Consider the following 23,339-nt stretch of genomic DNA (forward strand, 5'->3'; position numbering starts at 1 on the left):
TCGACCCGGACGGATCGGCCTCGAACGTTTTATGTTCGGCTGGTCAGCTGGTCAGCTGGTCAGCCAGGCGCGCAGCCGGGCCTCGGTCTCGGCGATGGCGGTCAGCGAGCAGTGCTCGTCCCGCTTGTGCGCGTAGTTCGGGTCGCCGGGGCCGTAGTTGACCGCCGGGACGCCTAGCGCGCTGAACCGGGCGACGTCGGTCCAGCCGAACTTGGCGCGGGCCTGGCCGCCGGTGGCCGCCAGGAAGGCCTGGGCGGCGGGCTGGGAGAGGCCGGGGAGGGCGCCCGGGGCGAAGTCGGTCACGGTCAGCTCGAAGCCGTCGAAGACCTCGCGGACGTGCTTCTCCGCCTCGGCCTCGCTGCGGTCCGGCGCGTAGCGGAAGTTGATGGTGATCACGCACTCGTCCGGGATCACGTTGCCGGCCACACCGCCGTCGATCCGCACCGCGTTGAGGCCCTCGCGGTACTCCAGGCCGTCGATCTCCACCCGGCGCGGCCGGTAGTTCGCCAGCCGGGTGAGCGCCTCGGCGGCGTGGTGGATGGCGTTGTCGCCGAGCCAGCTGCGGGCCGCGTGGGCGCGCACGCCGGTGAGCCGCAGCTGGGCCCGCAGGGTGCCCTGGCAGCCGCCCTCGACCATGGCGCCGCTGGGCTCCATCAGCACCGCGAAGTCGGCGGCCAGCCAGTCCGGGTGGTCCTTGGCGAGGTGGCCGAGGCCGTTGCGGTCGGCCTCCACCTCCTCGCAGTCGTAGAACACGTAGGTGAGGTCGCGGTTGGGCTCGGGCAGGGTGGCGGCGAGCCGCAGCGCCACCGCCACACCGGACTTCATGTCCGAGGTGCCGCAGCCGTAGAGCAGGTCGCCGTCGACGTACGAGGGCAGGTTGTCGGCGATCGGCACGGTGTCCAGGTGGCCGGCCAGCACGACGCGTTCGGCGCGGCCCAGGTTGGTGCGGGCCACCACGTTGTTGCCGTGGCGGTCCACGGTCAGGTGGGGGTAGCCGCGCAGGGCGGCCTCGACGGCGTCGGCGAGTGCCTGCTCGTCGCCGCTCACCGAGGGGAAGTCGACGAGCCGGGCGGTCAGCGTGCCGCCGTCGAGGGTCAGGTCCAGGGGCGTCGGGTTCGGGCTGCTCATGGCGCCAGCCTAGGGCGTGTCCCGGCCCGGCGGTCGTGCACCCGGCGTGGTCGTCCTGTGACGCGGAACGCCCGTGGATCGGCAACCGGAGTGCGCCGCACATCCGTCCGAGTGGGTACGGTGTCGGATCAAGCAGGCAGGGCGCGAGAGGGGCGACGGTGGCCAGGAGAAGGCACAGCGATGAGCTGGGCGAGGAGCTGGGCGATGATGTGGCGCCCCGCCGCCGCGGTCCGGTGCGTGCGCTGTTGCTCGTGCTGGTCGGGCTGTTGGGCCTGGCGATGGTCGCGGGCCTGGCGGTGGTCGGGATCTGGTGGTTCGGGTTCCGGCAGGGCGCCTCGGAGGAGTGCACGGTGAAGACCGCGGCCGGCAGCGGCACGCTGGAGCTGCCGCAGGCCGCCAACGCGGCGACGATCGCCGCGGTGGCGCGTGCGCGCGGGCTGCCGGACCGGGCGACGGCGATCTCGCTGGCGACCGCGATGCAGGAGTCCAAGCTGCGCAACCTCGCGGGCGGCGACCGGGACTCGATCGGCCTGTTCCAGCAGCGGCCCTCGATGGGCTGGGGCACCCCGGACCAGATCGCGGACCCGGTGTACGCGACCAACAAGTTCCTGGACGGCCTGATCAAGGTCCCCGGCTACACCAGGATGCCGCTGACCGACGCGGCCCAGGCGGTGCAGAAGAGCGGCTACCCGCAGGCGTACGCCAAGCACGAGACCAAGGCGACCCTGCTCACCTCGGCGCTGGCCGGCCGGGAGCCCGCCTCGTTCAGCTGCGTGGTGAAGGACTACGCCAAGCCGGACCCGGCCGACTCGCCGTCGCCGACCGCCGGCGCCTCGGCCACCCCGGCCGCCCAGCCGGACCGCACCCAGGTGCTGTCGGACCGGGTGCGCCGGGAGTTCGGCAAGACGGTCACCCCGGCCGCCGGCTACGCCTCGACGATCAAGGGCGCGCAAAACGCCGTCGCGCTGACCCCGGACCCGGCCACCGCCGCGCTGACCACCTCGGCGGACACCGGGGCCGACGCGGGGGCGGGCGCCGAGCGGGCCAGCGGCTGGGAGGTGGCCCACTGGGCGGTCGCCCAGGCCCAGCAGCTGGGCATCGCGACGGTCGCCTACGACGGGAAGATCTGGCGCAAGTCCGAGTCCGAGGACGGCTGGCAGAACCAGACCTCGGGGACGTCCACCAAGCTCGTCCAGGTCACTCTGGCCCCGTACGGGAAGGGCTGACGGACACACGTTCGGGTTGCCGCCGGACGGGTGATTCCGGTCAACTGCGGTGGACCGGCCGCCCGTTCCGGCGACCCCGACCGGAGAACCGTCACTTCCCTTGGCCGGAGCCGGTCCGACGGCCTCCCGCGGGGTCCGGGAAGGCCACCCCTGCGGTCCTACGATCTGATCGTCGGTCAGGCTTTTTCCTTGCACCGGCCGAAACCTTCTGGCTTCTCAAGCGGTAACAACGTCGTCCGCCAGGTCCCGTCCGCACCCGGGTCGTCCGCCCGGCGGACGGGACGGACCCAGACCCCTTCGAGGAGCCTCATGTCTCACCCCCTCACGCGCCGGATCGCCCAGGCCGCGCTCGTCGTGGCCGCCGGAGCGACCCCGCTGGTCGCGGCCGGCTCCGCGTCCGCACTGGGCGGGGACGCCCTGCTTCCCAAGAGCGACCTCGCGGCGCCGCTGGGCCAGCTGACCAACACCGACACCGGTTCCACCCTGCAGCACACCACCCACCAGCTCGGCCAGGCGGCCGGCACCACCGGCGCCGCCACCGTCGCCGCGGGTGTACCGGCCTCCGCCGACGCCGCCGGCAACATCGTCGCCCACCAGCTCCCCGAGGCGAACGAGAAGGCCAGCTCGCTGACGGCGCCGGTCGACCAGACCGCCGCCACCACCGGCCAGCTCTCCGCCGTCACCCCGAAGGTCGCCTCGGCCCTGGCCGGCAAGCTCGGCGAGGCCGTGACCGGCAAGGGCATGGGCACCCGCAGCGCCGAAGCCGGCACCAGCCCGGTCGGCGGCCTCGGCCAGGCGGGCGCGCTCGCCCACGCGCTGCCCGGCGCCGACAAGCTCTCCGGCGCCGTCCCCGCCACCAACACCGTCACCGACGCGCTGCCGACCAGCGCGGTCGAGCGCGCCCTGCCGCTCGGCCCGGTCGAGCACGCGCTGCCCGGCGGCCTGCCCGGCACCGACGTGCTGGGCCTGGCGGAGCACGGCTCGGCCAACCGGCTCGGCGGCGCCGACCTCGGCCCGAACAACCCGCTGTCCGGCCTGACCGGCGCGCTCGGCCCGGTCGGCGGCCTGCTGGGCGGCGTGAACGGCGGCAGCATCAGCGGCCTGCCGCTGTAGTCCCGACGCCGAAGGGGCCGGGGTTCCGTTCGGAACCCCGGCCCCTTCCGTCGTACCGTCAGCGTGCCGCGGTCAGCCGCTCCACGGCCGCGGCGACCCGCTCGTCGGTCGCGGTGAACGCGACCCGGACGAACTCGCCGCCGGCCGGCCCGTAGAAGTCACCGGGCGCCACCAGGATGCCCAGCGCGGCCAGTTCGGCCACCGTCTCCCAGCACGGACGGTCCTGGGTGGCCCACAGGTAGAGGCTCGCCTCGGAGTGCTCGACCCGGAAGCCGGAGGCCTCCAGCGCCGCCCGCAGCGCCGAGCGCCGGGCCGCGTACCGCTCCCGCTGCTCGGCCACGTGCGCGTCGTCTGTCAGCGCCGCGACGGTCGCCGCCTGGACCGGCGCCGGCACGATCATGCCGCCGTGCTTGCGCAGCCCCAGCAGCTCCTGGACCACCACCGGGTCGCCCGCCACGAAGGAGGCGCGGTAGCCGGCCAGGTTGGAGCGCTTGGAGAGCGAGTGGACGGCCAGCAGGCCCTCGTGGTCGGTGCCGCAGACGTCCGGGTGCAGGACGGAGACCGGCTCGGCCTCCCAGCCCAGCTCGAAGTAGCACTCGTCGCTGACCAGCAGCACCCGGTGCTCCCGGGCCCACTCGACGGCGCGGCGCAGCTCGTCCGCGCCGAGCACCCGGCCGGTCGGGTTGGACGGCGAGTTCACCCAGAGCAGGCGCACCCGGGAGCCGTCCAGCTCGTCCACCGAGTCGTACTCGACCGGCTCGGCGCCGCACAGCCGTGCGCCCACCTCGTAGGTCGGGTAGGCCAGCCGGGGGTAGGCGACCTGGTCGCCCGGGCCGAGGCCGAGCTGGGTCGGCAGCGAGGCCACCAGCTCCTTGGAGCCGACGGTCGGCAGGACGGCCCGCGGGCCGATCTCCGCCCCGCAGCGGCGGTGCAGCCAGCCGGCGATCGTCTCGCGCAGCTCCAGCGGGCCCCAGACGGTCGGGTAGCCGGGCGTGTCGCTGTGCGCGGCCAGCGCCTTCTGGATCACCTCGGGGACGGGGTCCACGGGGGTGCCCACGGAGAAGTCGCAGAGGCCGCCGGGGTGGGCGAGGGCGGTGGCCTTGTACGGCTCCAGCTTGTCCCAGGGGAACACGGGGAGCCGGTCGGAAACGCGGCGCGCCGCCCCCGGGTGGCCCGGGAACGGCGCGCGCGTGCTGTTGGTGTTCACAGCTCAGTAGCCACCGATCGTCAGTGGTCGGCGTTCTGCGGCGGCAGAGCGGCGATGAACGGGTGGTCCCGCTCGATCAGGCCGAGCTTCGAGGCGCCACCGGGCGAGCCCAGGTCGTCGAAGAACTCGACGTTCGCCTTGTAGTAGTCCTTCCACTCCTCCGGAGTGTCGTCCTCGTAGAAGATCGCCTCGACCGGGCAGACCGGCTCGCACGCGCCACAGTCGACACACTCATCCGGGTGGATGTAGAGGGAGCGCTGGCCCTCGTAGATGCAGTCAACCGGGCACTCTTCGATGCACGCCTTGTCCTTCACGTCGACACAAGGCTGCGCGATGACGTAGGTCACGCTGTCGTTCCTCCTCGGAAGGGCCTGGCGGCCCGTTCTGTTCTGCTGCCGTGCGCGGTGAGCGCGGCGTCGTCGATGCCCGCCCCTAGTATCGCGGGTCGGAGCAGGCAAATGCACAGGAGGTGGCCGGATCATGACCCGAGACCAGCGGGAGAGCCGTCCGGAAGTCCGGATAGATCGCTCTGACGTGGGACTTCGAGTCTCCGTGCGACGCCTCTCGGAGTTCGTGGACGGCCGCCCGGTGTTCCGCGATGTGATCGGCGTGCTCACATCGTGGGACGATCAAGGGCTGACGGTCGAGCCCCGCTCCGGCGGACCGGTCACCTTCCCGGAGAAGCTGCTGGTCGCGGGCAAGGTCGTGCCGCCGTTCCCGGTCCGGCGCGCGCCGCTCCCCGCCGCCACCCCGGTCGAACTGCAGCGGACCGCCGGGCGCGGCTGGCCCGGGGTCGAACAGGAGGCGCTCGGCGCGTGGACGCTGCGCGCCGCGGCCGGGTTCACCCAGCGGGCCAACTCCGTCCAGGCGCTCGGCGACCCGGGCGTGCCGCTGCCCGGGGCGCTGGCCGCCGTCCGGGACTGGTACGCGGCGCGCGGACTGCCCGCCCTGGTGGAGGTGGTCACTCCCGGGACGACCGACGAGCTCCGGCCGCTGCTCGGCCCGCCGCGCTCCCCCACCACGGTGCGCACCGCCCCGCTGGCCGCGCTGGCCCGGACCGGCACCGGGCACGGGCGGGTGCGGCTCTCGCGGACGGCCGACGACGGCTGGCTGTCGCTGTACGGGAAGCTGAGCGAGGACCCGGCGGTGCGCGCGGCGGCCCGGCACGTCCTGCACGGCGGCCCCTCGGTCTGGTTCGCCACCGTGCCCGGCGCCCCCGGACAGCCGCCGCTGGCGATCGGACGCTGCGTCATCGACGGCCCGTGGGCCTGCTTCGGCGCGATCGAGGTGCAGCCGTACGCCCGCCGGGCCGGGCTGGCGACGACGGTCATGGCGGTGCTCGCGGCCCGCGCGGCGGAGGAGGGCGCGAGCGGCGCGTACCTGCAGGTCGAGGCCGGGAACGAGGCCGCGATCGCGCTCTATGACGGACTCGGCTTCACGACCAGTCACACTTACCACTACGCGCTCCTTCCCCAGGAGTAGCCGCCCGACCGTTCCATCCTGGTATGTCCGCTTGTCCGTCCGTCGTACGAAGGCCGTCGCCGTCACCGTGACCGAGCAGAGCAGAGACCGCTTCCGGACCGCCGCCCGCGCCGAGCAGCCCGACCCGGTGCTGCTCTGCCTGCTCGCCGCCGCCGAGCACGACCCCGTCCTCGACCCGGGCGATCCGGGCGAACCGCCCGGCGTGGACACCGTGCTGGCCGCCTGCGAGGCCGCCCTCGACCGGCACGCGACGGCCGTCCGGCAGGCCGTGGCCGAACGCTCGCCGTCCGGGCCGGAGGAGACCGCCGCCCTGCTCGCCGCCGTGCTCGGCGGGCGGGAACGCTTCCACGGGCGGCAGTCCGACTACCGGCGACTGGAGTCCTCACTGCTGCCGGACGTGCTGCGCCGGCGGCGCGGCCTGCCGATCATGCTCTCGCTGGTCTGGGCGGCGGTCGGCCGGCGCGCCGGGCTCACCGTCCACGGCATCGCCCTGCCCGGCCACTTCATCGTCGCGGTCGGCGGCCCGGGCGGCGGCGAGGAGTACGTCCTCGCCGACCCGTTCCACGGCGGACGGCTGCTCGACCCGGCCGACGTCGAACGGCTGGTCGCCGCCTCCGGGCACGACTTCACCCCCGCCCTGCTCACCCCCGCCCAGCCGCTGGACATCGTGCTGCGGGTGCTCGGCAACATCCGGGTCTGGGCCGCCGACCGGCCCGAACAGGCCCGCACCCAGCTGTGGGCCACCGAACTCGCCCTGCTGCTCCCCCGGCACCCGGCCCAGCTCCGCCTGGAGCGGGCCGAACTCCTGGTGCGGATGGGCGACTTCCTCGGCGGCGCGGCGGAGATGGACGACTACGCGCGGATCCTGGACGCCTTCGACCCGGACACCGCCGCGAAGGTCCGCCAGGAGGCCCGGGCGGCCCGCCACCGGCTCAACTGAGCCGCACCCCGACGGAGTTACAGCCAGCCCTTCTCCCGGGCGATCCGGACCGCCTCGGTGCGGTTGCGGGCCTCGGTCTTCTGGATCGCCATCGAGAGGTAGTTGCGGACCGTCCCCTCCGACAGGTGCAGGCGCCTGGCGATGTCCGCGTTCACCGCGCCGTCCGAGGCCGCGCCCAGCACGTCCCGCTCGCGCGCGGTCAGCGGGTTGGCGCCCTCGGCCAGCGCGGCCGCCGCCAGCGCCGGGTCGATCACCCGCTCGCCGCGCAGCACCCGGCGGATCGCCTCGGCCAGCTCGGAGGCGGGCGCGTCCTTCACCAGGAAGGCGTCCGCGCCGGACTCCATCGCCCGGCGCAGATAGCCGGGCCGGCCGAAGGTCGTCGCGATGACCACCTTCGTCCCGGGCGACCGGCGGTGCAGTTCGGCGGCCGCCTCGATGCCCGTCATCCCCGGCATCTCGATGTCCAGCACGGCGACCTGCACGTCGTTCGCCAGCACCGCCGCCACCACCTCGTCCCCGCGGCCCACCTGCGCGACGACGTCGATGTCCCCCTCCAGCCCGAGCAGCGCGGCCAGCGCCTCCCGGACCATCCCCTGGTCCTCGGCGAGCAGCACGCGGATCGAGGGACTGTTCTCTGCGTTACCCATGGCCATGACCTTAGGGCCTGTCACCCGGCGGAACGGGTGGGGATATTCGGGTGCTCCTCGACGGCCGCCCCGCCGTCCGCCACCACCGCGCCCCGGAACCGGAGAGCTAGGGAACCTGCGGGGACGGCGCCGACACCGTGCGCAGCGGAACCGAGGCCCGGACCCGGAAGCCCTTGCCGCGCGGTCCCGGGCCGGTCTCCAGCCGCCCGCCGACCAGGGCGAGGCGCTCCCCCAACCCGGAGAGTCCGTTCCCCGGCTGGGACTTGCCCGGCCCGCGCCCGTCGTCGGTGATCTCCAGGACGGCGTACCGCTCGCCGCTGCCCTCCCAGCTCTCGTCCGCCGTCACGGTGCAGACGGTGGCACCCTCGCCGTGCCGGACGATGTTGGTGACGGCCTCGCGCAGCGCCCAGGCCAGCGCGCCCGCCTCCTCGTTGGCCAGCGACGGCCAGGCGTCCACCAGTTCCGGCGCGGCCTCCAGCCGGACCTGCGCGGCGGCCAGCGCGGTACGGGCGGCGGCCAGTTCGACCGGCAGGGTGGGGCGGCGGAAGCCGGTCACCGCCTCGCGCACGTCGATCAGCGACTGCCGGGCGACCTGCTCGATGTCGGCGACCTGGGCCCGGGCCGCCTCGTCCTTGCCCGCGTCCATGAACCGGCCGGCCAGCTCGCTCTTCAGGGTGATCAGCGAGAGCGAGTGCCCGAGCAGGTCGTGCAGGTCGCGGGCGAGCCGCAGCCGCTCCTCGGAGGCGGCCAGGTGGGCGACGGCGGCCCGGGCCTCGCGCAGCTCCTTCATGGTGGCGACCAGCCGCTGCAGGCCGGTCATCGCGACGCCGGAGAGGAAGGCGCTGAACGCGAAGGTGGTGACGTTGTCGTTCCCGGCGTGGATCAGCACGCCCGTCGCGGCGGTGAGCACGGCCATGCCGACCAGTGCGCGCAGCGCGAGGTTCGGCGGGGTGATGACCGCGAGGCACACCGAGGCGTAGATGAACATGGTCAGGAAGGCGGCGCCGAGGCCCACCGAGGAGCCCACCGCCAGCACGATCATCGTCCCGACGATCACCTGGCAGACCCGCGGCTTCATCCCGGCCTGCGAGCGGAAGAACACCAGCAGCACGTAGGCGACCACGAAGACCGCCAGGCAGACCCAGCCGAGCGCCTGCCCGGCCGGGCTGTGGCCGCCGTTGACCAGGTCGCTCGCCGGGTAGGCCAGGTAGATCATCCACAGCAGCATCCAGGCGACCTTGACCATCAGCTGCCGCCGGGTCTCGACCGGGGCGCCGGGGACGTTCATGAAGGACGCGCGCGCCGGACCCGCCTCCGTCGGCTCGTCGGGGCGTCGGGTCCGGCGCTCGTCACTCATGTGGATCATCATGCCTGGCGGGTGTCACGCCGGTACAGGACCGTGGCGGCGGCCACGAACACCGCGAAGAAGGCGACCAGCCCGGAGACGGCCGCCAGGTCCAGCGAGTGGCCGGGCTGGGTGAAGGTGGCCAGCTTGTTGTACAGGAACACCGGGTTGAACCGGGCGAACTTCTCCAGCGAACCGCTCACCGGGAACCAGGTGCCGCCGAGCAGCGCCATCGCCATGTAGGTGATCATCACGATCGGCTGCACCGCGTCCGGCGCCGCCGCGTAGCCCAGCGCCACGCCCAGCGCGGCGAAGACGAAGCTGCCCAGCCAGAGCGCGGCCGCCAGCCCGATCCACTGCGGCACGCTCAGCGAGACGCCCTGGCTCGCGCCGACCGCGAAGACCACCAGGATCGCCGGCAGCGTGGTCACCGCGGTCGCCGCGATCTTGCCGACGGTGTACGCCCGGCCCGGCAGGGCGGTCAGCCGCAGCTGGCGCGTCCAGCCGCTCTTGCGCTCCAGCGAGATCCGCTGGGCGCTGCCGGTGAGCACCGCGCCGACCGCGCCGAAGGTGGCCATCGAGACCATGAAGTAGGTCTTCACGGGCAGGCCGCCGGCCTGGTTGCCGGAGCCGTAGGCGTTGATGAAGAAGACGTACATCAGCGCCGGGTAGACGACGGTGAAGAACAGGTAGCGCCGGTTGCGGAGGGTCCGCAGGATCTCCAGCTTGATCAGGGTGGTCATCGCGCGCTCTCCTCTGCCAGGTCCTGCTTGTCCAGCTCGCCCGTGATGGTCAGGAAGGCCTGCTCCAGGCCCACCCCGGCGACCTCCAGCCCGCGCGGGTACAGGCCCGCCCGGTAGATGCCGGCCATGCTGGCGTCGGCGTCCGAGGTCCTGATCCGTACCGTCCGCACCCCCGGGACGCGGGCGGTGACGTCCAGCGACCGCACGCCCGGCAGGGCGCGCAGCACGGCCTCGTCGAAGCGGGCGGCGTCCGCGGCGAAGTCGGCGTCGTGGAGCTCGAAGGCGATCCGGCGGGCTCCGGCGCGCGCCTTGATCTCCGCCGAGCTGCCGTCGGCGATCAGCCGGCCCCGGTGCAGCACCAGGACGCGGTCGGCGATCGAGTCGGCCTCCTCCAGGTAGTGGGTGGCGAACAGCACCGTGCGTCCGGCGTCGGCCTGGGCCCGCATGCTCGCCCAGAACGCCTGCCGGACGCTGACGTCCATGCCGGTGGTGGGCTCGTCCAGCACGATCAGGTCGCTGTCGCCGGCGATCGCCAGGGCGAAGCGGACCCGCTGCTCCTGGCCCCCGGACAGCTTGTCCACCCGGCGCTCGGCGAGCTCGGTGATCCCGGCGTCGGTCAGCACCTCCGTGACCGACCGGCCGCGCGGGTGCACCTTGCAGGCGAGTTCGACCAGTTCGCGGACCTTGACGTCGGTCATCAGCCCGCCGCTCTGCAGCATCGCGCCGACCCGCCCGTCCTCGATCGCCGCCCGCGGGGTGCCGCCGAACAGCGTGACGCTGCCCTGGTCGGGCTCCCGCAGGCCGAGCAGCAGGTCCAGGCTGGTGGACTTGCCGGCACCGTTCGGGCCGAGCAGGGCGACGGTCTCGCCCGGCCGCAGCACGAGGTCCAGTCCGTCCACGGCGCGCACCCGCCCGTAGCTCTTGCCGACGCCGCGGAAGGCGGCCACCTCGGTAACCATTCGCCCGGCTCCTCTTCCCTGGTGGTGTCGCGTGCGGTGCTGTCCGCACCACCTCAGGGTCCCGCTCGGGCCGGGGCCGGCGGCAGTGTCGGCCGTCGTGCCTTCGGTATGACGGATGTCATGCCGGCGGCCGGCACCCCGTCCACGGGTACCGGCCGCCGGATCGGCTGGTCAGGGGTGTTACAGCCCCAGCGAGCGCTTCACGAAGTCGACCTGGAGCAGCAGCAGGTTCTCCGCGACCTCCTCCTGCGGGGTCATGTGGGTGACACCGGAGAGCGGCAGCACGGTGTGCGGGCGCCCGGCGGCGAGCAGCGCCGAGGAGAGCCGCAGGGTGTGGGCGGCCACCACGTTGTCGTCGGCCAGGCCGTGGATGATCATCAGCGGGCGCTCCAGCCCGGCCGCGTACCCGGTCAGCGAGTTCGCCCCGTACACCTCGGGCCGCTCGGCCGGGTGGCCCAGGTAGCGCTCGGTGTAGTGGGTGTCGTACAGCTCCCAGTCGGTCACCGGCGCCCCGGCCACCGCCGCGTGGAACACGTCGGGGCGGCGCAGCACGGCGAGCGCGGCGAGGTAGCCGCCGTACGACCAGCCGCGGATCGCCACCCGGTCGAGGTCCAGCGGGAACTCCCCGGCGAGCGCCCGGAGCGCGTCCACCTGGTCGTCCAGAGTGGCCCCGGCGAAGTCGAAGGCGATGGACTTCTCCCAGGCCGGCCCGCGCCCGGGGGTGCCGCGGCCGTCGGCGACGACCACCGCGAAGCCCTGGTCGGCGAACCACTGGGAGTTGAGGTGGGGGTTGTGCGCCTGGACGACGCGCTGGCCGTGCGGGCCGCCGTACGGGTCCATCAGGACGGGCAGCAGGCCGTCCCGCTCGCGGTCGTAGCCGGTGGGCAGGAAGACGGCGGCCGGGATGCGGCGCTCCCCGGCGAAGCGGAAGACCGGGCGGGCGGTGAGGACCGGGGTCTCGGCGTACGAGGTGACGGTGGCGACGTCGTCGACCACCACGCCCTCCGGGAGGTCCCGGGCGACCTGCACCAGGGTGCCGGGCAGGTCGGGCTCGGCGGTGGCCCGGACGGTGATCCCGCCGGCGTGCACCGCGCTGGTGACGGAGGTGAACGGGCGGCCGTTGGCGGACTCCCAGGCCAGCTGCTTGCCGTCGTGGCTGATCCGGCCGACGGCGATCCAGCCGGGCTCGGGGTCGGTCTCCCCGGCGCCGCCGGCGGCGCTGAAGAACACCTCCCGCTCGGTGACCGCGACGACCGAGCGGACGTGCAGGTCGGCGCCGGTGACGGCCTGGTCGCCGACCACCAGGGCGCGCACGCCGTCCTGGTCGGAGATCCGGACCAGCTTGCCGTCCGGGGTCCACGCGGGCACCCCCGGGAAGGCCTCCAGCCAGGCCTCGTCCTGCTCCTCGAACAGCACCTCGGTGGCGCCGGTGGCCACGTCCAGGCCGAGCACCCGCTGGCTGCGCTGGTCGCGGGACTGGACCAGCAGCAGCGGCACGCCGCCGTCGGACCAGTGCACCCGGGCCAGGTACGGGAAGGCCTCGTGGTCCCAGACCACCTCGGTGCGCCCGCCGTGCAGGTCGAGCACCCAGAGCCCGACCTCGGCGTTGGCGGTGCCGGCCGCCGGGTAGGCGACCTCGGCGGGCTCGCGGTCCGGGTTGGCCGGGTCGGCGATCCACCAGCGGCGCACCGGGCTGTCGTCGGCCCGCTCGGCCAGCAGCCGCTCGCCGTCGGGGGACCACCAGAAGCCGCGGTCGCGGTCGATCTCCTCCTGGGCGATGAACTCGGCCTGGCCCCAGGTGACGTTCGGGCCGTCCGGCTCGGCGAGGGCCCGGTCGCCGCCGCCGTCGGTGCGGGTCAGCCGCAGTTCGCCGGCCGTGTTGGCGTAGGCGACGTGGGTGCCGTCCGGGGACAGCCGCGGGTCCAGCAGCGGGCCCACGGCGGGCAGTTCGGCGGTGCCGCCGGTGGCGAGGTCGGCGGTGAACAGCCGGCCGGACAGCGCGAAGGCGGCCCGGGCGCCGGCCGCGTCCAGGGCGTAGCCGACGATGCCGGCCGAGCCCTCCCGGCTGCGCTCGCGGCGGGCCTTCTCGGCCGGCGAGAGGTCCTCCTCGCCGCCGCCGAGCAGCACGGCCGGGTCGGCGGCGATCCGCTCCTCGCCGGTGGCGGTGTCGAGGGTCCAGAGCAGGTTGGCCCGGTCGCTACCGGATCGCGAGCGCAGGAAGACGACCCGCGAGCCGTCCGGGGCGACGGAGAAGGAGCGGGGGGCGCCGACGGTGTAGCGCAGGGTCCGCGCGTACTGCCGGGGGAAGGTGTCCGCAGGGGTGTGGGAGGTCATGGCACCAGACCCTACGACGGCCGACTCCCACAACCGGGTGACTGACGATCACTCGTTCGGAGCATCACCCCCGGGTACGCCCCGAAGGGGCCCACACCCCCTCCGACCGGCCCATGCGCCCCACCAGTGCCCCCGTGCCCCGGCGCGCGCGGACTCACTGAATGTAATGCTCCCCTTACTCATCGGGTATGACTGGTCAGGCGAGTGATCGTCGGCCCCGTCCCGGGCCCCGGTCACCCCACCCCGGTTCCCGTACGGTCCCACCGCCGCCCTCCCCAGGGGGCGGCGCCCGAGAAGGGGTATGAGCCCACATGGCCATGAACATCTCCGCAGCCGTGCTGATGCTCGTCATCGTGGTGGTGCTGATCCGCCGCTCCGGCCTCAAGCTGGCGCACGCCATCGTCTGCGCGCTGCTCGGCTTCTACCTGGCCTCCAGCTCGATCGCACCCTCGATCAGCCAGGTCACCAGCAACCTCGCCGGAATGATCAACGGCCTGAAGCTCTGACCCCTTCCGGCCGGTGGACAGGGGCCTGCCGCCGGCAGGCCCCTGGGCCTGTCTTCAATCTCCCGTCTGCGGGGCGACGCCGGTGCACGCACCTCGCCGCGTTGTCGTCGGTCGCCGATGCGCTGCATCGGGCTCCGCCCCCAGCCTCCGGCCGGGAGGTGCCCCCACCTCCGCCTTGCGATGCACGCACCCCAACGCCGCCCCGCCCGCCCTCCGGGCGGACGACGGGAGTTTGAAGACAGGCCCTAGGCTTCCTCCCATGACCGCGACTACCGGCCGCCGCCTCCTCCTGGTGCACGCCCACCCCGACGACGAGTCGATCGGCAACGGCGCCACCATGGCCAGGTACGCCGCCGAGGGCGCCCGGGTGACCCTGGTGACCTGCACCCTCGGCGAGGGCGGCGAGGTGATCCCGCCCGCGCTGGCCCACCTGACGGCCGATCGGGACGACACCCTCGGCGCGCACCGGATCGGCGAGCTGACCGAGGCGATGCGCGCCCTCGGCGTCACCGATTTCCGCTTCCTCGGCGGCCCGGGGCGCTACCGCGACTCCGGGATGATGGGCGTGCCCGACAACGACGCCCCCGGCTGCTTCTGGCGGGCCGACGTGGACGAGGCGGCCGGCCACCTGGTCGCGGTGATCCGCGAGGTGCGCCCGCAGGTGCTGGTCACGTACGACGACAACGGCGGCTACGGGCACCCGGACCACATCCAGGCGCACCGGGTCGCGATGCGCGCCCACGAGCTGGCCGCCGATCCGGCGCACCGCCCCGAGCTCGGCGCCCCCTGGCGGATCGCCAAGGTGTACTGGAACCGGATGCCCGGCTCGGTGCTCGACGCCGGGCTCGCCGCGACCGCCGCCGAGGCGTCCTTCCCGGGCGTCGCCCAACCCACCGACATCCCCGGGGTGGTGGCCGACGAGGTGGTCACCACCGTGCTGGACGGCACCGGTTACGCCGGGCGGAAGGCCGCGGCGATGGCCGCGCACGCCACCCAGATCACCGTGGCCGGCGCCTCCTTCGCGCTCTCCAACCACCTCGGCCAGCCGCTGTTCGCCACCGAGTACTACCAGTTGGTGCGCGGGCGGGCCGGTGCGGAACGGCCCGAACGCGACCTGTTCGCGGGCCTGGAGGGCGACTCCGCGGCCCCGGGCACCGACCCGACTCCCAGCGAGGGGAACGCCCGATGACCGCACCCGCCGCCAAGCCGAAGAGCCGATCGATCGCGGTGGCTGTCCTCGGCACCCGCGACGAACGGCTGGCCGAGCCCCAACCCCCGCGCGCCGCCCGGATCGCGGCGTATGTCCTGTTCTTCCCACTGGGCGTCGCGGTGTCGGTGTGCGGATCCTTTGTGCAGGCCCTGTGGCCGCCCGTGGGGGTTCTGCTGGCGCTCGCCGCCACCGCCGCGACCTTCTACGCGGGCCTGCGGGTCACCGGCACCCGGCTGGGCGCCGCGATGCCCGCGGCCGGCTGGTTCCTGGCGATGCTGCTGCTGATGGTGCCCCGGCCGGAGGGCGACAACGTGCTCTGGCCCAACGCCACCTCGCTGGCCTGGCTGTTCGTCGGCTCGATCCTGGGCGTGATCTGCGCCACCCTGCCGACCCGCACCAGCTGGTTCCCCGGGGTGCCCAACCCCCCTCGCTGATCCCGGCGGTCGGCCGCGTACGGTGGCGCGCACAACGCGCAGTCAGGACCACTCCCCCGTACTCTCATACCGGAGGAACCGGACGTATCAGGATCTGTCCGAAGCCGTTCACCGCTCAGTTCTTCCCAGTATGGTGGTCCCGCAGTACGTCGTACCCGACCGCCGTTTGCCCCAGGCCCGGCGACCACGAACCGCGGTCGCGCCGCACGGCCCGCCCGCGAACCCGGAGCAGAGCAGCATTGAGCAGCCGCGAATCTGACAACGCCAACCCGACGCCCCGGCGCACGGGCCCGGACGCCTACCCGTCGGGCACGCCGCCCTACGGCACCCCGGGCCTCCCCGGCGGCGACCGGGCCGCGGTCGGCGCCGACACCGGGTCGGGCGGCGAGGACGACGGTCCGAAGACCGAGACCACCCTGACCACCCGGGTCCGGATCAACATCCCCGGCTCGCGCCCGATCCCACCGGTCGTCGTCCGCAGCGCCGTCAAGAACGAGACCGCCCGGACCGACGAGGGCCCGGCCGAGCCGGCCGAGCCCGGCGGCCCGCGGCACCGCTCCGCACCCGCCTCGCCCGTCCTCGGCGTGATGGACGGCGGTGGCCACCCGGCCACCCCGCCGAACCTGCCGCCGGAGTGGCAGATCCCGCCGATCCCGCCGGCGACCTCGGAGTCCGAGTCCACCGGCGCCTGGTTCCGGCCGCGGCAGAAGAAGACCCCGACCGCCGAGCCCGCCCCGGCCGCCGTGCCGGCCGGCGCCCCGAGCGCGCCGCAGGCCCCGACCGGGCCCGGCGCCGCCGCCGAGGCCCGTCCGCAGGCCGCCCCGAACGGTGCCCGCCCGGCCCCGGCCACCGGTGCGGCCCGGCCGAACGGCCGTCCGGTGCCCGCCCAGGGCAAGGCGCCCAACCCGGGCTCCGCGCCCAACCCGGCCGCCCCCGCCGCCCCGTACGGCGCCGGGACCCCGGCCGAGGAGCCGGGCGTGTACGAGGCCGCCGACCCCTTCGCACCGGCCGTCGACCCGTTCGCGCCGGTCGCCGACCCGTTCGCCCGGACCGGCCCCGCCGCCGGTGCGCGCGGTCCGCGCGGCGGCCGTCCGCAGCAGCAGGCGCCGCAGCAGGGCGGCCTCCCGCAGGGCCCGCCCCGGGCCAACGGGGCCCGCCCGAACGGGCCCCAGCAGGGCGGACTGCCGCAGCGCGGCGGTCGCCCGCAGGCCGGGTCCGACCCGGAGGACACCTCGGTGGACGGCTTCGCGCCGATCCGCGAGAACACCCCGCCGCCGGCCGCCATACCCGGCCTGCCCCCGCACGACGCCCGGAACGGCGCCCCGCGCGGCACCGACGGCCGTCCCCAGCCGGGCCTGTTCGCCTCCGCCCCGACCGGCACCGACCCGTTCGCCGCCCAGCGCCCGGCCGCCCCCGGCCAGGACCCCTTCGCCACCCCGGCGGGCCCCGGCGGGCTCTTCCCGGGCGCGCCCCAGCCGGCCCCGCAGCCCGGCCCCGGCGGGCCCCGGCAGGCCGGCCGCGACCCGGAGGTCACCGAGGTCACCCCGCTGCCGGTCCCCGGCCCTCCGGCCGGTCCCGGCGCCCAGCCCGTCCCCGGTCCCGGCGCCCAGCCCGTCCCCGGTCCCGGCGCCGGCCCCGGTGCCACTCCGGTTCCCGCGCCCGGCTCGGCCCCCGCCAAGGCCAAGGCCGAGCCGGCGGCCCCCGCCAAGGCCAAGCGCGGTGGCGCGAAGAAGCTCGTCAAGCTCGGCGTCTACGCCGTCGGCGGGGTGCTCTTCCTCGGCGCCGCCGCGTACGGCACCGGCCTGATGCTCAACCAGTCCGACGTCCCCAAGGGCACCGTGGTGCTCGGCACGGACATCGGTGGCAACGGCCGCGACCAGGCGATCCACGCGCTGGACGCCTCGGTCGGCAAGGCCGGGCAGCAGCCGCTGAAGCTGAAGATCGGCGACCAGTCGGTCGACCTCGACCCGACCGTCGCCGGGCTGAGCTTCGACACCACGGCCACCGTGGACGGCCTCGCCGCGCACAGCTACAACCCGGTCGACGTGATCAAGTCGATCCAGGGCGGCACCAAGGCCGTCGCCCCGGAGGTCCGGATCGACCGCGCCAAGCTCAAGGCCGCGCTGGACTCGCTGGCGGCCGGCTCGGGCCAGGGGCTGCAGGAGGGCTACGTCAAGTTCGCCGACAACGGCGACCCGGTCGTGGTCCCCGGCAGGGCCGGCCAGGCGGTGGACACCAACGCCGCCCTGGACGTCATCGAGCAGGCCTACCGCGACCGCGCCGCCGGCAAGCCCGACCAGCCGATCGCGCTGGCCGTCACGGCCGCCCAGCCCAAGGTCTCCACCCAGGCCCTGCAGGCCGCCGCCGACAGCCTCGGCAAGCAGGTGACCAGCGGCAAGGTGCACATCGTGGCCGGTACCAAGTCCTGGGACTTCGGCCCCAAGACGGCCGCCAAGGTGCTCACGCTGGCCCCGGACGCCTCCGGCAAGATCGCGCCCAAGTGGGACCTCGACGCGCTGAACTCCCAGCTGAACGGGGTGTTCGACAAGGTGAAGACCAAGAAGAACGGCCAGAGCGCCGCGATCAGCCCGCAGGACGTCGCGGACGCCGTCGGCTCGCTGTTCGACAAGACCGGCGACAAGGAACGCACCTACAAGTTCCCCGCCGCCTGACGCCACCCGTCACCGTCGCCGTCGCCGTCCTCGCCGGTACCGACGAACCGGACACGAACGAGGGGCGGGACGACCGCATCCACCGGATGCCACCGTCCCGCCCCTCGACAACTCCCCCTCCCGGTCAGCAAGATGTGACGCCACACCATCCGCCACAGTCACCCCGGGAGTCACGCCGATGGGCCGCCGCCTCCAGCACCACCGGACGGCACTGCTCGCCGGTCTCGCCGTCCTCACGCTCTCCCTGGCGCTCTGCTCCTGCTCGTCCGGGTCGGACGGCGCCGCCGCGGACGCGGTGCCCGGCGCCAACGCCGGGATGCCCAAGCTCACCTCGGTCGACATCAACGCCCACGACCGCGCCCAGCTCCGCCCGGGCGGCACCCTGAACCTGGCGATCGCCCAGTTCTCCCACCAGTGGTCGCCGATCCAGACCGACGGCACGGTGTCCTCGACCGTCGCGGTCAGCAAGCCGCTGCTGCCGACCTTCTTCCGCTCGGACGCGGCCGGCACCCAGACCGTCAACCCGGCCTACCTCCAGGAGGCCCACGCCGAGATCAGGGACGGCCGCCAGGTGGTCACCTGGACGCTCAACCCGAAGGCCCACTGGTCCGACGGCACCCCGATCACCTGGCGCGACATCGAGGCCAACTGGCGTGCCCTGAACGGCAAGGACCCGGCCTACCGGCCCTCCAGCACCTCCGGCTTCGAGCAGGTCACCTCGGTCGAGCGGGGCAAGGACGACTTCCAGGCCGTGATGACCTTCGACCGGCCGTTCTCCGAGTGGCAGTCGATGTTCAACAGCGCCGCCAACGCCCCGCTGCTGCCCGCGAGCAAGGTCGCCACCCCGGACCTCTTCAACTCGGCCTACCTGGACGCCATCCCGCTCACCGCCGGCCCGTTCAAGGTCGAGCGCCTGGACCCGGCCGCGCAGACCGTCACCCTGGTCGCCGACCCGACCTGGTGGGGCGACAAGCCCGTGCTGGACCGGATCGTCTTCCACGCCATGCTGCCCGACGCGATGCGCACCGCCTTCGCCAAGGGCGAGATCGACCTCCTCGACAACGGCCCCGACCTGGCCGGCTACCAGGTCATCAGGAACACCAAGGGCGCGGCCGTCCGCCGGGCCGGCGGGCCGGACTTCCGCCAGCTCACCCTGAACGCCCGCAGCCCGCTGCTCACCGACCCGACCGTCCGCCAGGCCGTCTTCCAGGCGATCAACCGGGACGCCCTGATCCGCACCGACCTCAACGGCCTGGACTGGCCCGCCGTCCCGCTCAACAACCACCTGCTGGTCGCCAACCAGAACGGCTACCGCGACAACTCCCTGGGCCTGTCCCGCTTCGACCCGGCCGAGGCCGCCCGCAAGCTGGACTCGGCGGGCTGGAAGCTCGACGGCGACGTACGGAAGAAGGACGGCCACGAGCTGAACCTGCGGATGGTCGTCCCGACCGGGGTCGCCGTCGCCCAGAACGAGACGACGTCCCTCTCCAAGATGCTCAAGGACGTCGGGATCAAGGTCACCCCGGTGACCGCGGCGCCCAACGACTTCTTCGACAAGTACGTCAACCGCGACGACTTCGACATCGCCGTCTACGCGCTGCTCGGCACCCCGTTCCCGGCCAGCGGCAGCCGTGCCAGCTACGCCCAGAACAGCGCCGGCAACCGGGCCGGCGCGGGCAGCGCCGCCGTGGACACCGCCCTCGACCGGGCGGCCGGCGCCACCGACGCCGGCACCGCCTCCGAGGCGATCAACCAGGCCGACGGCGAGCTCTGGAAGGTGGCCGGCGTGCTGCCGCTCTACCAGCGCCCCCAGCTGTACGGCGCCCGCGCCGACCTCGCCAACCTCGGCGCCCAGGGCCTGTCCGACATCGTCTGGGAGAACGTCGGCTTCACCAAGTAGCGCCGGCCCTCAGCCGTGCAGGGTCTCCCGCCAGTAGTGGCAGGCGCTGCGGCGGCCCGGCAGCTCGGCCCCCTCCTCGGTCGCCACCGGTACCAGCGGCGGGAGTTCGGTCAGGCAGCGGTCCCGCACCCGGTCGCAGCGGGGGTTGAAGGCGCAGCCCTCGGGGACCCGCAGCAGGCTGGGCGGCAGGCCCTTGATGGCGTGCAGGTCCTGGCCCTTCTGGTCCAGCCGCGGGATGGATGCCAGCAGGCCCTTGGTGTACGGGTGGGCGGGCCGCGCGTACAGGTCGTGCACCGGCGCCGTCTCGACGATCCGGCCCGCGTACATCACCGCGATCTTGTCGGCCACGTCGGCGACCACGCCCAGGTCGTGGGTGATCAGGATCAGACCCATGTTGAACTCGGCCTGCAGCTCCGCCAGCAGGTCCATCACCTGGGCCTGCACCGTCACGTCCAGGGCCGTGGTGGGCTCGTCCGCGATGATCAGGTCGGGCTCCAGGGAGAGCGCCATGGCGATCATGATGCGCTGGCGCATCCCGCCCGAGAACTGGTGCGGGTAGTCGCCGACCCGCTGCCTGGCCGCCGGGATGCGCACCCGGTCCATCAGCTCGACGGCCTTCGTCTTCGCCTCGGCGCGCGACAGCCCCTGGTGCACCCGGTACATCTCGCCGAGCTGGTAGCCCACGCTGAGCACCGGATTGAGCGCGGACAGCGCGTCCTGGAAGATCATCGCGATCTGCCGGCCCCGGACCGTCCGCCGGAGCCTGGGGCTCATGGTCAGCAGGTCCTCGCCCCGGAACAGGATCCGCCCCGAGGTGATCTTCGCGGGCGGCATGTCCAGGATGCCCATGATCGCCTGCGCGGTCACCGACTTGCCCGAGCCGGACTCGCCCAGCACCGCCAGCGTCTCCCCCGCCGACACCGAGTAGCTCACCCCGTTGACGGCCTTGGCCACGCCGTCCTGGGTGTGGAACTCGACGTGCAGGTCCTCGACCTCCAGCAACGGCGTCCCGGGCACCAGGTTCTCCCGTCCGCCGCCGGTCACCTCCACCGCGTCCATGTGGGCAGCCCTCCTCAGCGCAGCAGCGACCATCGACAGGCGCAGAGCAACTATCAAGGAAGCGCGGCCACTTGGGGAGCCTGTGGCAGATCTCGGTTCCATCACGGCGAAGGGCGCGCCCTCGTCGCGAGGACGCGCCCTGGGGGCGGCAGCCGATCCGGCACACCGTCAGCCGGGGCCCTGCCCGTCACCCTTCTCCGCCGCGCCCTGCCCGATCTCGCGCTCCGCAACACCATCGCGCTCCGCAGCACTCTGCCCGATCTCGCGCTCCGCCGCGCTCTGCCCAATCTCGCGCTCCGCCGCGCTCTGCCCAATCTCGCGCTCCGCAGCGAAGTGACAAGCCGAGTCGTGCCGCGCCGCCCCCGACAGCCAGCCCGGCGCGGCCAGCAGCGGGACCTCCACCGCGCACCGCTCCTGCGCCTTCCAGCACCGGGTGCGGAACCGGCACCCCGAGGGCGGGTTGGCCGGCGAGGGCACGTCCCCGGTGAGCACGATCCGGTCCCGGGACTCGCGCGCCGTCGGGTCCGGCACCGGCACCGCCGAGAGCAGCGCCTGGGTGTACGGGTGGGTCGCGTGGTCGTAGATCTCGGTGTCGCTGCCGATCTCGACCATCTTCCCCAGGTACATCACCCCCACCCGGTCCGAGATGTGCCGGACGATGGAGAGGTCGTGGGCGATGAACATGTACGACAGGTTGAACTCGCCCTGCAGCTGCTCCAGCAGGTTGATCACCTGCGCCTGCACCGACACGTCCAGGGCCGAGACCGGCTCGTCGCAGATGATGATCTCCGGCTTGAGCGCCAACCCCCGTGCGATGCCGATGCGCTGGCGCTGACCACCGGAGAACTGGTGCGGGTACCGGTTGATGTACTCGGGGTTGAGCCCGACCACGTCCAGCAGGTCCTGGACGGCCTTGCGGCGGTCGCCCCTGGGCGCCACCTCGGGGTGGATCTCGAAGGGCTCACCGATGATGTCGCCGACCGTCATGCGCGGGTTCAGCGAGGTGTACGGGTCCTGGAACACCATCTGGATGTTGCGCCGGACGGCCTTCAGCGCGGATCCGGACAGCCGGGAGATCTCCTCCCCCTTGTAGCGGACAGACCCTCCGGTGGCCGGTTCCAGGTTCATCAGCACCTTGGCCAGGGTGGACTTCCCGCACCCGGACTCGCCGACGACGCCGAGCGTCTCGCCCTGCATCAGGTCGAAGCTGACCCCGTCCACCGCCTTGACCGCGCCGATCTGCTTCCTGAACAGCACGCCCCTGGTCAGCGGGAAGTGCTTGACCAGGTCCCGCACCTCCAGGATCGGCTCGCCGCGCGGCACCGGCTGGCCGAAGGCGACCTCCTCCGGTAGCACCGCGCCCATCGCGCTGGCCCCGTCAACGGTCATGGAGGGTCTCCTTCCAGAAGAAGCAGGCGCTGCCGCGCCCCTCCAGCGGGGTGCCGTCGTCCTCGGCGACCGGGAACAGCTCCGGCACCTCGGCCCGGCAGACGTCCTGCGCCCGGGGGCAGCGGGGGTTGAAGGCGCAGCCCTTGGGGATCCGCAGCAGGTTGGGCGGCAGGCCCTTGATGGCGTAGAGCTCCTGGCCCTTCTGGTCCAGCCGCGGAATGGAGTCCAGCAGGCCCCGGGTGTACGGGTGGGCGGGCCGGGCGTACAGCTCGTGCACCGGGGCGGTCTCGACGATCCGGCCCGCGTACATCACCGCGATCTTGTCCGCGACGTCGGCGACCACGCCCAGGTCGTGGGTGATCAGGATGAGCCCCATGTTGTACTCGGCCTGGAGCTCCGCGAGCAGGTCCATCACCTGGGCCTGCACCGTCACGTCCAGCGCGGTGGTGGGCTCGTCCGCGATGATCAGGTCCGGTTCCAGCGCCAGCGCCATGGCGATCATGATGCGCTGGCGCATGCCCCCGGAGAACTGGTGCGGGTAGTCGTTCACCCGCTGCTTGGCCGCCGGGATGCGCACCCGCTCCATCAGCTCGACGGCCTTCGTCTTGGCCTCGGCCCTGGAGACGCCCTGGTGGGCCCGGAACATCTCGCCGAGCTGGAAGCCCACGCTGAGCACCGGGTTGAGCGCGGACAGCGCGTCCTGGAAGATCATCGCGATCTTCCGGCCGCGGACCCTGCGCCGCTCCTCCTTGCCCATCTTCAGCATGTCCCGGCCGCGGAAGCGGATCTCCCCGCGCGGGATCCGGGCCGGCGGCATGTCCAGGATGCCCATGATCGCCTGCGCGGTCACCGACTTGCCCGAGCCGGACTCGCCCAGCACCGCCAGCGTCTCGCCCGCCCGGACGCTGTAGTTGACCCCGTTGACGGCCCTGGCGACGCCGTCCCGGGTGACGAACTCGACGTGCAGGTCCCGTACGTCGAGCAGCGGCCCCTCGTAGGGCGTCTCCCGCTCCTGCTTGCCGGTGTCCACGGCTGTACTCACGAT

20 protein-coding genes are annotated in these 23,339 nt (G+C 73.7%); 9 read left to right on the forward strand and 11 right to left on the reverse strand.

Annotation, left to right across the window (positions count from 1 at the left end; translation table 11 throughout):
- Window positions 1-51 precede the first annotated feature (51 nt).
- On the reverse strand, window positions 52-1,128 hold the full coding sequence (dapE, locus tag ACZ47G_RS09195; protein ID WP_465740793.1) for a succinyl-diaminopimelate desuccinylase: 1,077 nt from the start codon (window positions 1,126-1,128) through the stop codon (window positions 52-54).
- A gap of 158 nt (window positions 1,129-1,286) precedes the next feature.
- On the opposite strand from dapE, the gene ACZ47G_RS09200 reads away from it, so the two are divergent.
- Both ACZ47G_RS09200 and ACZ47G_RS09205 read left to right on the forward strand, forming a co-directional pair.
- Window positions 1,287-2,354, forward strand: a complete 1,068-nt coding sequence (locus tag ACZ47G_RS09200; RefSeq protein ID WP_465740794.1) for a VldE C-terminal domain-containing protein — start codon at window positions 1,287-1,289, stop codon at window positions 2,352-2,354.
- A gap of 309 nt (window positions 2,355-2,663) precedes the next feature.
- On the forward strand, window positions 2,664-3,467 hold the full coding sequence (locus ACZ47G_RS09205; RefSeq protein ID WP_465740795.1) for a hypothetical protein: 804 nt from the start codon (window positions 2,664-2,666) through the stop codon (window positions 3,465-3,467).
- A gap of 58 nt (window positions 3,468-3,525) precedes the next feature.
- Here the strand turns inward: ACZ47G_RS09205 and dapC are convergent, their stop codons facing one another.
- Both dapC and fdxA read right to left on the reverse strand, forming a co-directional pair.
- Window positions 3,526-4,674 carry a succinyldiaminopimelate transaminase gene (gene dapC / locus ACZ47G_RS09210; RefSeq protein ID WP_380457872.1) on the reverse strand — a complete coding sequence of 383 codons (1,149 nt, stop codon included), beginning with the start codon at window positions 4,672-4,674 and terminating at the stop codon, window positions 3,526-3,528.
- A gap of 20 nt (window positions 4,675-4,694) precedes the next feature.
- Window positions 4,695-5,021 (reverse strand): ferredoxin, encoded by a 327-nt coding sequence (gene fdxA, locus ACZ47G_RS09215; protein ID WP_030287402.1) that lies wholly within the window; start codon window positions 5,019-5,021, stop codon window positions 4,695-4,697.
- A 133-nt stretch (window positions 5,022-5,154) separates the two neighbouring features.
- On the opposite strand from fdxA, the gene ACZ47G_RS09220 reads away from it, so the two are divergent.
- A complete protein-coding gene (locus ACZ47G_RS09220; RefSeq protein ID WP_465740796.1) occupies window positions 5,155-6,156 on the forward strand; it encodes a GNAT family N-acetyltransferase in 1,002 nt (333 codons plus the stop codon).
- A gap of 31 nt (window positions 6,157-6,187) precedes the next feature.
- The gene (locus ACZ47G_RS09225; protein ID WP_465740797.1) at window positions 6,188-7,096 is read left to right on the forward strand and encodes a SirB1 family protein; all 909 of its coding nucleotides are present in this window, start codon (window positions 6,188-6,190) and stop codon (window positions 7,094-7,096) included.
- Between the two features lie 17 nt (window positions 7,097-7,113).
- Here ACZ47G_RS09225 and ACZ47G_RS09230 read toward each other — a convergent pair whose 3' ends face one another.
- The 5 genes from ACZ47G_RS09230 to ACZ47G_RS09250 all read right to left on the reverse strand — a co-directional run bounded on the left by ACZ47G_RS09230 (window position 7,114) and on the right by ACZ47G_RS09250 (window position 13,124).
- Window positions 7,114-7,743, reverse strand: a complete 630-nt coding sequence (locus ACZ47G_RS09230) for a response regulator transcription factor (RefSeq protein ID WP_380457878.1) — start codon at window positions 7,741-7,743, stop codon at window positions 7,114-7,116.
- A gap of 106 nt (window positions 7,744-7,849) precedes the next feature.
- On the reverse strand, window positions 7,850-9,100 hold the full coding sequence (locus ACZ47G_RS09235) for a sensor histidine kinase (RefSeq protein WP_465740798.1): 1,251 nt from the start codon (window positions 9,098-9,100) through the stop codon (window positions 7,850-7,852).
- 8 nt (window positions 9,101-9,108) lie between these two features.
- Window positions 9,109-9,831 (reverse strand): ABC transporter permease, encoded by a 723-nt coding sequence (locus tag ACZ47G_RS09240; protein WP_465740799.1) that lies wholly within the window; start codon window positions 9,829-9,831, stop codon window positions 9,109-9,111.
- The gene (locus ACZ47G_RS09245) at window positions 9,828-10,790 is read right to left on the reverse strand and encodes an ABC transporter ATP-binding protein (RefSeq protein ID WP_465740800.1); all 963 of its coding nucleotides are present in this window, start codon (window positions 10,788-10,790) and stop codon (window positions 9,828-9,830) included. The genes ACZ47G_RS09240 and ACZ47G_RS09245 overlap by 4 nt, the downstream gene beginning before the upstream one ends.
- A 180-nt stretch (window positions 10,791-10,970) precedes the next feature.
- Entirely contained in the window at window positions 10,971-13,124 is a 2,154-nt protein-coding gene (locus ACZ47G_RS09250) for a S9 family peptidase (RefSeq protein ID WP_465740801.1), read from the reverse strand.
- Between the two features lie 311 nt (window positions 13,125-13,435).
- Between ACZ47G_RS09250 and ACZ47G_RS09255 the strand changes: the two genes are divergently transcribed.
- The 5 genes from ACZ47G_RS09255 to ACZ47G_RS09275 all read left to right on the forward strand — a co-directional run bounded on the left by ACZ47G_RS09255 (window position 13,436) and on the right by ACZ47G_RS09275 (window position 19,846).
- On the forward strand, window positions 13,436-13,630 hold the full coding sequence (locus ACZ47G_RS09255) for a DUF2304 family protein (RefSeq protein ID WP_030062563.1): 195 nt from the start codon (window positions 13,436-13,438) through the stop codon (window positions 13,628-13,630).
- A gap of 259 nt (window positions 13,631-13,889) precedes the next feature.
- Window positions 13,890-14,819: an N-acetyl-1-D-myo-inositol-2-amino-2-deoxy-alpha-D-glucopyranoside deacetylase gene (mshB, locus tag ACZ47G_RS09260; protein WP_465740802.1), complete on the forward strand. Its 930-nt coding sequence runs from the start codon at window positions 13,890-13,892 to the stop codon at window positions 14,817-14,819.
- Window positions 14,816-15,274: a DUF6113 family protein gene (locus tag ACZ47G_RS09265; protein WP_465740803.1), complete on the forward strand. Its 459-nt coding sequence runs from the start codon at window positions 14,816-14,818 to the stop codon at window positions 15,272-15,274. Before mshB ends, ACZ47G_RS09265 begins: the two co-directional genes overlap by 4 nt.
- 239 nt (window positions 15,275-15,513) lie before the next feature.
- On the forward strand, window positions 15,514-17,946 hold the full coding sequence (locus tag ACZ47G_RS09270) for a peptidoglycan binding domain-containing protein (RefSeq protein WP_465740804.1): 2,433 nt from the start codon (window positions 15,514-15,516) through the stop codon (window positions 17,944-17,946).
- 178 nt (window positions 17,947-18,124) lie between these two features.
- Window positions 18,125-19,846, forward strand: coding sequence for an ABC transporter family substrate-binding protein (locus tag ACZ47G_RS09275; RefSeq protein ID WP_465740805.1), 1,722 nt, complete (start codon window positions 18,125-18,127; stop codon window positions 19,844-19,846).
- Between the two features lie 9 nt (window positions 19,847-19,855).
- On the opposite strand, the gene ACZ47G_RS09280 is transcribed toward ACZ47G_RS09275, so the two are convergent.
- From ACZ47G_RS09280 to ACZ47G_RS09290, 3 genes are all read right to left on the reverse strand, one after another.
- Window positions 19,856-20,905: an ABC transporter ATP-binding protein gene (locus ACZ47G_RS09280; protein ID WP_465740806.1), complete on the reverse strand. Its 1,050-nt coding sequence runs from the start codon at window positions 20,903-20,905 to the stop codon at window positions 19,856-19,858.
- Between the two features lie 168 nt (window positions 20,906-21,073).
- Window positions 21,074-22,270: an ABC transporter ATP-binding protein gene (locus ACZ47G_RS09285; protein ID WP_465740892.1), complete on the reverse strand. Its 1,197-nt coding sequence runs from the start codon at window positions 22,268-22,270 to the stop codon at window positions 21,074-21,076.
- Between the two features lie 13 nt (window positions 22,271-22,283).
- Complete coding sequence (locus tag ACZ47G_RS09290; protein WP_465740807.1) at window positions 22,284-23,336, reverse strand: ABC transporter ATP-binding protein; 1,053 nt, start codon at window positions 23,334-23,336, stop codon at window positions 22,284-22,286.
- Between the last annotated feature and the right edge of the window lie 3 nt (window positions 23,337-23,339).

The organism is Kitasatospora sp. NPDC030952 (assembly GCF_055571335.1).